Raw genomic sequence first — 13,329 nt, 5'->3', positions numbered from 1 at the left:
GGTTTCATCTAATGTGAACTCAATTGTATAACCCTCAGAATCTGCATCTGAATCCGCTGCATCATTATCGCCTGCATCTGGTGTAGTAAATTCATATTGCTCAGCTTGTTCCGCTGTTAAAGTGAATTTAACTTTGTAGTTGCCTGCTGTTAATTCATCAAATAAGTAGTAGCCAGTTTCGTCCGTTGTCGTTGTTGCGACTACAGTACCTTCACCGTCTAATAATTCAACAGTTACTCCTGGTAATACTTCTGAATCATTTTGAACGCCATCTTTATCTGCATCTATCCAAACATAATCCCCAACTGCATATGTTTTTTCTGGTGTATAACGATTCGTAATGACACCATCAACAATGTCTGTTGAATAATTTTCGACTGCGTCTTCTGTAATCGTATAAGTGATCTCTTCACCATTGTTGTAAACTGGAAGATTTTCAAATACTGTAGCCCAATCGTTTGCGTCGTGCAATTCAACTGTATCAACGACTTCACCATCCGCTAATAAATTAGCAGTGATACTCTCTGGTCTTAAACCATCTTGATTGTCTGCATCGTCCCAAACTTTACTTACTGGGATATCTGTAACTGCAGGTGTATGAGTGTTCGTTATAACATTCACACCCTCAACAACTTCTTGCGTTGCTTCGTAACCTTCAGGAATAGTTGTTTCTTCAACCGTATATTCAATGGCTGTTCCTGAGACGTTGACTGGTAATTCAGTCCAAGTTTGTGCCCATGCATTTTCTGCATTTAATTCAACCGGATCGCCTAATGCTTCACCGTCGGCCATTAGTTGAACCGTTACGCTTGTTGGACGTAGACCGTCTTGATTGTCTGCATCATCCCAAGCTTTTTCTACTGCAACTTGTGTGACTTTTGGTGTATAGCTGTTCGTAATCACAACATTCGTTGGATCTTCTGCGTTAACAACAACTTCATAGTCTTCAGGAACATTTGATTCAGAAACGGCATAGTTAATTGCTGCGCCAGCTTCATTGACTTTTAAGTCCGTCCAAGCATATACCCAATCGTTAGCTGCATTTAATTCAACCGGCTCACCGTATAGTTCACCATTAGCTGTTAATTGAACTTGGATACTTTCTGGTCTGTTGCCATCTTGGTTATTAGCGTCATCCCATACTTTTCTGACGTTAATATCATTGACAGCCACGTCATGAGAGTTTGTTACCGTGATTGTATTTTCTTCAATTGGACTAATTGTTGATGTATACCCTTCAGGTAAATTAACTTCTGCGACTGTGTAGGCGATGGCTTCACCGGCGGTGTTCACTGCTAGATCTGTCCAAGTGTATGACCAGTTATTTGCTTCGTCTAGAACAATAGGCTCACCTTGGTTTTGACCATCAGCGACTAATTGTACTTCGATACTTTCTGGTCTTAAACCATCACGGTTCTCTTCATCATTCCAAACTTTATTCACCGTTAAGTCTGTAACTTCTGGTGTATAAGTGTTTGTCAGAATAATATTTCCGCGATCTGCGTCATTTACTTCTACTGTAAATTCTTCTGGTACATTTGACTCAACAACTGAATACTTAATTTCTGTTCCATCTGCATTTAATGGTAAGCCTGACCAAGTTGCTGTCCAGTTATTCTCTGCATTCAATTCAGCTGTTTGATCAATCAATTCACCGTCTGCTGTTAATTGAACTTGGATACTCTCTGGACGGTTACCGTCTTGGTTATTACCATCTTGCCAGTCTTTTGTGACCGTTACAGATGTTTTTTCTGGTGTATAACGATTCGTAATGACACCATCAACAATGTCTGTTGAATAATTTTCGACTGCGTCTTCTGTAATCGTATAAGTGATCTCTTCACCATTGTTGTAAACTGGAAGATTTTCAAATACTGTAGCCCAATCGTTTGCGTCGTGCAATTCAACTGTATCAACGACTTCACCATCCGCTAATAAATTAGCAGTGATACTCTCTGGTCTTAAACCATCTTGATTGTCTGCATCGTCCCAAACTTTACTTACTGGGATATCTGTAACTGCAGGTGTATGAGTGTTCGTTATAACATTCACACCCTCAACAACTTCTTGCGTTGCTTCGTAACCTTCAGGAATAGTTGTTTCTTCAACCGTATATTCAATGGCTGTTCCTGAGACGTTGACTGGTAATTCAGTCCAAGTTTGTGCCCATGCATTTTCTGCATTTAATTCAACCGGATCGCCTAATGCTTCACCGTCGGCCATTAGTTGAACCGTTACGCTTGTTGGACGTAGACCGTCTTGATTGTCTGCATCATCCCAAGCTTTTTCTACTGCAACTTGTGTGACTTTTGGTGTATAGCTGTTCGTAATCACAACATTCGTTGGATCTTCTGCGTTAACAACAACTTCATAGTCTTCAGGAACATTTGATTCAGAAACGGCATAGTTAATTGCTGCGCCAGCTTCATTGACTTTTAAGTCCGTCCAAGCATATACCCAATCGTTAGCTGCATTTAATTCAACCGGCTCACCGTATAGTTCACCATTAGCTGTTAATTGAACTTGGATACTTTCTGGTCTGTTGCCATCTTGGTTATTAGCGTCATCCCATACTTTTCTGACGTTAATATCATTGACAGCCACGTCATGAGAGTTTGTTACCGTGATTGTATTTTCTTCAATTGGACTAATTGTTGATGTATACCCTTCAGGTAAATTAACTTCTGCGACTGTGTAGGCGATGGCTTCACCGGCGGTGTTCACTGCTAGATCTGTCCAAGTGTATGACCAGTTATTTGCTTCGTCTAGAACAATAGGCTCACCTTGGTTTTGACCATCAGCGACTAATTGTACTTCGATACTTTCTGGTCTTAAACCATCACGGTTCTCTTCATCATTCCAAACTTTATTCACCGTTAAGTCTGTAACTTCTGGTGTATAAGTGTTTGTCAGAATAATATTTCCGCGATCTGCGTCATTTACTTCTACTGTAAATTCTTCTGGTACATTTGACTCAACAACTGAATACTTAATTTCTGTTCCATCTGCATTTAATGGTAAGCCTGACCAAGTTGCTGTCCAGTTATTCTCTGCATTCAATTCAGCTGTTTGATCAATCAATTCACCGTCTGCTGTTAATTGAACTTGGATACTCTCTGGACGGTTACCGTCTTGGTTATTACCATCTTGCCAGTCTTTTGTGACCGTTACAGATGTTTTTTCTGGTTCTGGTTGATCTTCGCCAGGTGTATTCTGGAAAACAATAGAACTAGGTGTTGTACCATTTTCAGAAACTCTAATAGTAATTGGCTCAGGTGATAGGATATAGCCTTCAGGAGCAACTAACTCCGTTAGTAAATAAGAACCTATGCTTTTCACTGTTAATGTTTTATTATCTTCCCCATTTACAAGTTGACCATTAGCAATTCTAATATCATCAAAGATAGTTACATTTCCGTCATCTTCAACTTTTTCAAGTTTAAATTGAGCAACTTGATTTTCATCTAGAACTCTCTCTCCAGTCACACTATCCACTTTTGAGATATTTAATGGATAAGTACCTGGATCTACAATTGTAATGTTAGCTGGTGGATCTGTTTTAGTTATAACGTTTGAAATAGTGTCTCCAGCTTTAAGATCAATACCTTCTTTTAATTTGACTCTAAATCTTAATGAAATTGGTCCCGTACCAAATCTAGTTCCATTATTGGCAATTTTTAGGACTCCTTCTTCAAATACAACATCAACTTGTCCTCCTGAGTTTGTATAAGTACCCTGAGTTCCGTTTGTTGGAGTTGCTGAATCAGCATCCCATGATGATAATAACCCAATAAACTCAAGTTGATTAGGAATAATATCCTCTAAAGGAATAATTGTTGTATTATAAAAATCGGTTTGTGGAATTAAATCAATTTTGTAGTTAAACTCTGTATGTTTCAGTTTACCTTCTGCATCTAATTCTAATGTATAGTTTTTAACATAATCAATTTTATCTAAATCAGTAACAGTTTTACGAACATACAACTCTCCACCAGTGGTTTCTCCTGATGTTTGTGTTGACGATGTATAGTCGATTCTTGTGTCAGTTCCTGTTAAACTGGCATTGTTTCTAATTAACGCTTGACTTTGATCAGTAATCGTTTTTGTTGTTAAAGTTACGTTAATAACCCAACGCGCTTTTTTTATTTCTTCTGGCATAGCATCATCAAAATCTAAAGTTAGAACTCCATCATTCAGATTAGTAGTAATATAATCTGTACTTTGCCCATTCCAATTATCAGATAAAGAAATATCATAACCTGCATCTAAATCAAAAATTGGATCCAGAACATCCGTTATCGTTGATTTTGAAATATCAACCGCATTTACTCCAGCATTCCAATCATTAACAACGAATGTATATGTAACTTTAAATGGTTCACCTAAAACAGGTGTGCTTGGATTTGTAGTTTGAGTTTTATTAAATACGTTACTATCAGTTATTGTTGTTTGACCTTTTCGGTCAATTACAGTTGTCGTCGCTTCTCCAGTATCTTTGAAATCTCCGGCCTCTGCGACTGCTGTATTTTTATAACTATAGTAATCAAAGGCAGGTATTGGCGACCAATAATCTTTTTGATTATTTAATGCAGTAATATTACCTTTTAAAATAATTGTATAATCAGCTGGCTCTTTTCCAGCATTAAATTTGAATTGTTTATTCTCGATTGAGTAGTTACCGATTGTTTCATCTGTGTTATCTACTGTTCCTACTTGTACTGTAACTCCTCCATCCGATGTGATCGTCACATCAGATAATTCAAATTCAACTTTGTGATTTGGGTCCAAATTATCAGTTAAAACGAGATTTTCTGTTAGTTGCTTACTATTTTCTTCTTTAAATTTTGACATATTTAATTTAAGAGTATAAGTCACAGGTATCGGGATTAAATTACCTTCATTATCAAACGTTGCATTAGCAGTAGTTGGATCAACATACTTCTCTAACACATTGCTAGGGTATTCTGGTATAACTTCAGGTTTTTCACCAGGAACATTAACATTACCACTATACTTACCATCTCTATCTTCATCATTAATCTTTGCTTTATTATTGAAAACATATGATACAGAACCTTCTTCGCCATCTAATTGTTCATTCTCTAATAATTGATTAAGATGAGTTTCTAAAGCTTTCGCATCATTAACATTTGCATTATAGTTAATCGTAATACGACTATTAGGTGGTAGCTCATAGCCTTCAATACTAAATGTATTACCATTGATTGTTAAGTAATCAGTTAAATCAACAGTAGTGTTTTCTTTATTCCATCCGTTTGAATCCCATGATTCTAAAGTTGCTGTAAAACTACCTTCATTATAGGTTAATAAATCATCTAACTCATCCTTAATGTTAAGAATTCCACCTGTAGTAGTTTGATAAACTAAGGTATAAGGAATATTTACTGAGGTAATATCATCCTCGACAGTAATAAATTGCTCTCCATCTTCATTTACTTCGCCTTTAATTTTATTTCCTAGATCCCATATATAACTTTGAACATTCTTACTGCTTTTTTCCTCTTTAATATCACTCTCAGAATCACCAGGTTTTTTTATAAAAATGAGCGTCTCAGTCGTTACTCCATCTAGTTTCCATGAGATGGTGTACTCTTTTGACTCTTCAACTTGCTTTACATTTGATCTAATGCTTATAATCCCTTGGTTATTACCACTTAAACTATCTTTAAATTTTATCTTATATACGTTACCCTCTTTTTCGCCTGTATAACTTACATTATCTTGGAGTTCATTCAACTCAACGAAATTAGGATCAATTTCAATAGTGAATTCTTCTCCTCCAGACAATTTAGTTAAATCGTATTGGAAGCGAAGTGCAAATTCACCTGTTTCTTCATTATATTCTGGCTCTAATGCATAGAAAGCATCACTTGTTGCTCCTATTGCCATTACTTTCATACTGTCGCTATCTTCATCATCTTCTTCGGGATAAATGATGTTTGGATTTACGAAATTATATACTACAGGACCAATTTGGTCAACTGTATTACCATTTTCTAAAACTTGTGCTGTTACGGGAACTGTAATATTTTCTTCTTGAATTTCAGTAATCGTTTTGAATTCAAATGAGAAATCTTTATTGTATCCAGTAGGTAAATCACCGATGTTACAATTAACATAGAGATTATTACCTTCGTAGTGTTGTGATAAATTAGTTAATCCTTGATTATAGAAGTAGTCAGAAATATTACTATATTCTTCAATATAATTTACAGGTAACTGAACTCTTACAACTACGTTTTCTGCAGCAGCATTACCAATATTCGCTATATTAAATTTCAACGAACTAGTATAACCAACGGCTTCACTTTCATACGTTTGTTGAATAAAAGAAATAACCACATTTGATGATGCATTTTCTTCAACTGATTCAACTTCAGTTTCATCAAACTCCAAATTCTCCTCTAAATTTGAATTATCATCATCTGATATTTCGTCATATTCACTATTTATCTCTTCTTCTGTGACCACCTCTTCAACAAGATTTTCTTGTTCTGATGGTGGGACTATATTTAAATCACCTGATTCTTCAGTTACTAATTCAACATCTTCATATACTTCTTGGTGACTTTCTATTGCCACTTCTTCACCTTCTGCAAAAACAGACTGTAAACTAAATAATGGTTGGATAATAATATTAGCTAATAAAACACCAACCATAAATAGATTTCCTTTTTTGTTCATTAATCTTCTCCTCACTATAATTATTATGTATAGAAAAACTAGTATAATTTGTTTGATATTTTCGTCATGTTAGCTATCCAATTATCCTCTAAAGTTTAAGTTCCGACACTTTTACTTGGAGGTAGAAAAGAATGCTAACAATGACCGATATTAATACTATCAAAAATTTAAGACATAGTCACGATAATTTGAATCTTCATTTACACAACATTTTAAACTTTTTAAAAAAATATCCGTCATATTACTTTTTTAATCTCTGTTCACGATTATAAAAAAGTCTACTTCCTTTAAATTTGCTATCTCATAAAATGTTAAAAAATTAGATTTGGGAAATTGAAGTTGATAGAGTTTTTTTACATTTATTTTAGTTGCTCTACGATTTATTTTTTTTACTTTGAAAGCTCATCATTATCACCCTTTTAAATTGTTACCGTAAATATTTTTTAAATCTGGATGATTTTCAATTAAATTATTGTAGAATTGGGTCATTTTTGAGTCTTATATAAAAATAAAAAGGCTATAAACCTTATTAAAATAAGGTTTATAGCCTTTATATGTTTACTCCCACTCTTCTCCTCAAGTCACGAAATGTTCCTATTCGTCACATTTCTGTTCTTGATACGCAGATGGGCCGTCAACAACTCTGCTTTCGCTTATCAACTCGGCAATCGTTGGACGGACGTAGAATTAATCACTTGTGATTAATTCTACTCCCATTCAATGGTTCCAGGAGGTTTCCCCGTGATATCATAAACCACCCGATTAACATGTTCCACTTCATTGACAATTCGAGTCGAAATCTTTTGCAAAACTTCCCAGTCAATACGCGCAAACTCACTCGTCATACCATCGATTGACGTTACCGCCCGAATACCAATCATATGATCATACGTACGCCCGTCGCCCATCACACCTACACTACGCACATTAGGTAAAACAGTAAAATATTGCCACACATCACGGTCTAAACCATGCTTAGCAATTTCTTCACGCAAAATAGCATCCGACTCACGCACAATTTCAACCTTCTCATCTGTAATTTCACCTAAGACACGAATCCCTAAACCAGGTCCAGGGAATGGCTGGCGCCAAACAATGGAATCCGGCATATCTAAAGCTGTTCCCAGAGCACGTACTTCATCTTTAAATAAGGTACTTAAAGGTTCGATTAACTCAAAGGTCATATCTTCCGGTAAACCACCGACATTATGATGCGACTTAATGGTTTGAGCTGTTTTCGTCCCTGATTCAATAATATCAGTATATAAAGTTCCTTGCGCTAAAAAGTCAATGCCTTCTAATTTAGCCGCTTCATCGTCAAACACATAAATAAATTCATTTCCAATAATTTTACGTTTTTCTTCAGGATCAGAAACACCTGCTAACTTGCTGAAAAAGCGCTCTTTAGCATTGACACGGATGATATTTAATCCAAAAGATTCTAAGGCTTCCATCACCATGTCGCCTTCGTTTTTACGCAACAAACCATGATCAACAAAAATACACACTAATTGATCGCCAATGGCTTTTTGTAAGAGAACACCTACAACACTTGAATCTACCCCACCGGATAACCCAAGTAAGACTTTACGATCGCCTACTTTTTCACGGATAGTATTTATTTGAAGGTCGATAAAATTGTCCATCGTCCAATCGCCGGTCATTTGGCAAATATTAAATGTAAAGTTACGGAGTATTTGACTTCCGTTTAAAGTGTGGCGTACTTCTGGATGGAATTGAACACCATAAATCTGACGCGCTTGGTTTTCAAAAGCAGCAACGGGACAATGTTCATTGCTGGCCGTAACCGTAAAATCAGCCGGTATCTCAGAAATAAGATCACCATGGCTCATGAGTACTTGTTCCGTTTCACTTAATTCTTCGAACAAACCACTTTCAGTCTTTGTTACATTGATTGCAGAAACACCAAATTCACGTTTTGCAGCTTTTTCAACCTTCCCACCTAACAGATGTGTCGTTAATTGCATGCCATAACAAATACCTAAAATAGGCAGACCCAATTCATAAATAGCTGGATCAACCGTAAAAGCATCTTCAGCATAGACACTATGGGGGCCACCCGATAAAATAATCCCTTTTACATTTCCTAAGGCTTTAATTTCTTCAGCTGTTGTATCATTGGGCAATAGTTCACTATACACACCAAATTCACGAATCCGGCGGGTAATGAGTTGATTGTATTGACTTCCAAAATCCAGAACAATTAGTTTTTCTAAATCAAATAAATTTGCTGTCAAACGCTTCACTCCTTGCATAAACTAATATTTTCGAATAAATATCTCATCAATAAAATGATGATCTGTTTTATGTATAATTAGATCTGCCCGCTCACGGGTAGGTAAAATATATTGCAAAAGGTTTAAATGGTTGATGGTGTACCATACTTCATCCGCATACTCAATTCGCTCAGCTTCAGTATAGTCTCTAAAGCGATAATAGTAGTTCTCCGGATCGCTTGCAGCATTATCTAAATGCATTTCAAAACGTTCATAAAACCACTGACGAATTTTTTTATAATGAGCATCCACATAGATAGAAAAATCAAAGAATTGACTCACATAAATCGTTTGATTTTCAGGTAGTTGTAAAACATTAATCCCTTCTACAATGACAATATCTGGCTGATTCATCACCTGATACTCACCTTCAACAATATCATAAATTTCATGTGAATATACCGGGAAAGCCGCAGGTTCATTCGTCGTTTTGAGCTGAATCATAAAATCAAGTAAATGTTGCATGTCATATGACTCGGGGAAGCCTTTGCGATGCATGATATTTCGACGCTCGAGTTCAGCATTGGGATATAAAAAACCATCCGTTGTCATCAACTCAATTGTTTTATGAGGGTATAAACGCTCAAGTAATTGGTGCAGAACACGGGCCGTCGTACTTTTTCCAACAGCGACACTCCCTGAAATCCCAATGATAAATGGAACAGTTCGATTTTCTTGGCCAAAAAAAGCTTGTTTTTGTTGATTAGCCTTATTTTGCTGTTGAATCAGCAAGTCTAAATAATGCATCATCGGTCCATAAATAGCACGCACATCGTTTTGGGAAAGACGGTCATTTAAAGAAACCAATTCAGCAAGCTGTTCAATCGGCTCAATTTCAGTTCCATCCTGGTGGAACTTTTGCCATTCTTCACGACTAAAACGTATGAAGGTTTTTGAATCCATATTTTTCTCCTTTCCTCCAATAAATAAAACAATTCACTTATTCGTTTATTTTATCATATCCTTTTCGCTAAAAGTATGTTTTATTATTTCTTTATTGTAGTATAGAATCTATTAAAAATAGTTAAAATTTAAGGGTTAGATAGCCTTTTGTTCAATAAATCGGTAGAATATGTTGGAATGTACATATTTAATTTGAACGGAGGATCGTTTCGTGAATGAGTTTGAAGAATTTTTACTGGAACAAGAAACTCAGTTAAATAATAAGCTAGGCGAAAAAGCCGAAGCAATCAATGCCATCGGCCATGGCTATGCTCATAGTAAAATTATTTTAATGGGCGAGCATGCGGTTGTTTACGACTTTCCTGCCATTGCGCTTCCCTTTAGCGGGGTGCAAGTTCATAGTATCGCCACAAAATCAAAGGACGATGTCTCTTCCATTGACTGCATGTATTTTACAGGCCCACTTTCAAAAGCACCAACATCTTTAAAAAATGTCATCTGTGCGATCGATATAAGTTTACAAAGCCTCAAAGTAAATATCCCTGTCCATATCCAGATTGAAAGTACTATTCCGCAAGAGCGTGGAATGGGTTCATCAGCTGCGGTTGCGGTGTCTGTTATTCGTGCTTTATACAATTTGTTCGATCAACCGCTTGATGATCAGCAGTTGCAATATATTGCTAATCAAGCAGAAGTTATTGCGCACGAATCAACCAGTGGTTTGGATACTTTACTGGCAAGTAGTAATCAACCATTTATTTATCGAAAAAGCAAACCAGCTGTGCGATTTTCATTAAAGTTAAATGCTTATTTAGTTGTCGCAGATAGTGGTCAGGCAGGACAAACAAAGTTAGCTGTTAAAAAAGTGATGAAAAGACGGAAAGACAATCCGGACTTCTCACAAAAGATTTTGACTGCGATTGGTCAATTTGTGACCCAAGCTTTTGATGCCATTTCAAAAGGCGATGTTCAAAGTTTAGGTCGTTTAATGACCTACAATCATTATTATTTAAATCAATTAGGGGTATCCAATGAACACTTAGATGTTATTGTGAGTGCTGCTTGGCAAGCAGGGGCTCTTGGTGCAAAACTAACCGGTGGTGGTTTAGGTGGTTGTGTCATTGCTTTAGCTGAAACAAAAGCGGAAGCCATCACCATTGCACAAGCTATGCAAGTTGCTGGAGCCGTCCAATCGTGGTATATCCCATTACATAAGGAGTGAAAAAATCTGTATGACGCAATCATATAAAGCTTCTTATCGGGCTTTTACCAATATCGCCTTAATTAAATATTGGGGCAAACGCAATGAATCGCTTTTTTTACCTTTAACCTCCAGTTTATCACTAACCTTAGATGCCTTTTACACCGACACAACGGTTGAATTCAATCCTGAATTTGAAGCAGATATATTTATTTTGAATGGGGTTGAACAGGGGCTTGAAGAAACGCAAAAGGTTGGGCGTTTTGTTGACTTGTTTAGGGAGGCTGCCAATATTTCATTAAGGGTGAAGGTCACTAGTGTCAATCATGTGCCGACAGCAGCGGGTCTTGCTTCATCGTCTTCAGCTTTTGCTGCCTTAGCTTCGGCTTGTAACGCTGCTCTTAACTTAGGTTTGGATAATCGGGAATTATCGATTTATGCCCGCCAAGGGTCAGGGAGCGCGACGCGTAGTTTGTTTGGTGGCTTTGTCATTTGGCACAAGGGCGAGGATGATGATTCGCAATCTTCTTATGCTGAATCAATTGATGATGCGGATTGGGATATTGGTATGTTGTTTGTTGTGGTTAATGCTAAGGAAAAGAAAATTTCAAGCCGACAAGGGATGGCTCATACACGTAATACTTCGCCTTTTTATCAACTATGGCCAAGTGAAGTGGAAAATGATTTAGCAAAGATTATTCCGGCAATTAAAGAACATGATTTCGAAACTGTCGGGGCTATTGCCGAACATAATGCCATGAAAATGCATGCGAGTATTTTGGCTTCTAATCCGAGCTTTACTTATTTTGAGCCTGAATCATTAGTAGCCATGCAAATTGTAAAGGAATTACGTGAAGAAGGGATTCCTTGCTATGTTACAATGGACGCTGGACCGAATGTCAAAGTTTTGGGACGTTTAAGTCAAATGGACCAAATTATAGCGCGTTTTAAACAAGACTTTGCAGCCGATCAGTTGATATTAGCTAAGACGGGGAATGGCCCCCTAAAATTAGAGCTTTAAAGGAGGGATTCAATGATATTCACGACGATGATGGCTGATCTATTTGATTTAAATCCTTCTTTAACTTTTCAAACGAGCACTCAAAAAGTGCCGGGCAAATTATATTTTGTTGGAGAGTATGCTATTTTACATCCAGGTAATGCAGCGATTCTATTTGCAGTCAATCAATATTTATCTTGTCAGGTATCATTGTCTCTTTCGCCACATAAAGGCTCACTCCAAACATCATTACAAGACCTACCTGCCCTAAATTATAGCCGTCATCAAGAAGGTGTTACATTATCAACGAGAAACTCAGACGATGATTATTCAAATGATTTGGAAAAAGCTTGGGCTTATGTGATTGAAGGTATTCGGGTCGTGGAAGAATTGATAGAAGAATTGGGTCGACCCGTTCAAGATTATCATATTCAATACTCATCCGATTTAGTCGCTGAAGATGGCTCAAAATACGGCTTAGGTTCAAGTGCAGCTGTTACAATTGCGACTATTAAAGCACTTTTAGCTTTTTACGGGATTGAAATTAAAGCTCCCATTGTTTTGTTCAAGTTAGCAGCCATTGCCCTCATTCGAGCAGGTTCAAATGGTAGTATGGGAGATGTTGCCGCCATTAGTTTCGGAAGTTGGGTTTATTATCGATCATTTGATCGTGAATGGCTCAAAACAACTTTAGCTAAAAAAACAATGATTGCGGATCTTTTAAAAAATGACTGGCCACAACTTGAAGCCAAGTACTTAGAAGCGATTAATCATATGACCGTCTTAGTAGGCTGGACCCAATCTAGTGCTTCTACGCAAAATCTTGTTCAGCAACTCAAAGAGCATTTACCTGAAAACGAAGCCGAATTTCAGACGTTTTTAGACAAAACTAAATTCTGCGTTCAACGGATGGAGGAAGCTTTTAATAACGGTGACATTATGCAAATCCAAGAGGAAATGGCCAACTATCGCCATTTATTACTCAAATTAAGTGGCCATTTTAACATTGAAATCGAAACAGATAAGTTGAAACAATTTATTCAACTGTCGCAAGCCTATCAATTCGAAGCCAAATCCAGTGGTGCTGGTGGTGGCGACTGCGGCATAGCAGTGGGTGAAAGCAACCAAAAGACCACCCAATTATTAGATGAATGGCGTCGCATAGGGATTGTTCCACTTAACTTACAAGTCGCACCTAAACAATTTTAATTACTATCAGCTTT

Annotated in this window: 6 protein-coding genes; 3 read left to right on the top strand and 3 right to left on the bottom strand. The window is 36.9% G+C overall.

The genetic code is table 11. From position 1 onward, the window contains the following. From ACTQ54_RS09050 to coaA, 3 genes are all read right to left on the bottom strand, one after another. Positions 1–6,705, bottom strand: a 6,705-nt coding sequence (locus ACTQ54_RS09050) for a Cna B-type domain-containing protein (protein ID WP_441756128.1), incomplete at its 3' end; no start/stop codon positions are given. Positions 6,706–7,412: 707 nt separating this feature from the next. Beyond that, the gene (gene guaA / locus ACTQ54_RS09045; protein WP_441756126.1) at positions 7,413–8,981 is read right to left on the bottom strand and encodes a glutamine-hydrolyzing GMP synthase; all 1,569 of its coding nucleotides are present in this window, start codon (positions 8,979–8,981) and stop codon (positions 7,413–7,415) included. A gap of 3 nt (positions 8,982–8,984) precedes the next feature. Beyond that, positions 8,985–9,905 (bottom strand): type I pantothenate kinase, encoded by a 921-nt coding sequence (gene coaA, locus ACTQ54_RS09040; protein ID WP_441756124.1) that lies wholly within the window; start codon positions 9,903–9,905, stop codon positions 8,985–8,987. 211 nt (positions 9,906–10,116) lie between these two features. On the opposite strand from coaA, the gene mvk reads away from it, so the two are divergent. Genes mvk through ACTQ54_RS09025 form a run of 3 tightly spaced genes read left to right on the top strand, consistent with a single transcriptional unit; the run spans position 10,117 to position 13,315 of the window. Next, positions 10,117–11,127 carry a mevalonate kinase gene (gene mvk / locus ACTQ54_RS09035; RefSeq protein ID WP_441756122.1) on the top strand — a complete coding sequence of 337 codons (1,011 nt, stop codon included), beginning with the start codon at positions 10,117–10,119 and terminating at the stop codon, positions 11,125–11,127. A 10-nt stretch (positions 11,128–11,137) separates the two neighbouring features. Beyond that, entirely contained in the window at positions 11,138–12,127 is a 990-nt protein-coding gene (gene mvaD, locus ACTQ54_RS09030; protein ID WP_441756120.1) for a diphosphomevalonate decarboxylase, read from the top strand. Positions 12,128–12,139: 12 nt separating this feature from the next. Further along, positions 12,140–13,315: a phosphomevalonate kinase gene (locus ACTQ54_RS09025; protein ID WP_441756118.1), complete on the top strand. Its 1,176-nt coding sequence runs from the start codon at positions 12,140–12,142 to the stop codon at positions 13,313–13,315. The last annotated feature ends 14 nt before the right edge of the window (positions 13,316–13,329 follow it).

The organism is Fundicoccus sp. Sow4_H7 (genome assembly GCF_052115865.1).
Classification (GTDB): domain Bacteria; phylum Bacillota; class Bacilli; order Lactobacillales; family Aerococcaceae; genus Fundicoccus_A.
The sequence above is the reverse complement of the archived record's forward strand: the minus strand, read 5'-3'. Positions and strand labels throughout refer to the sequence as shown.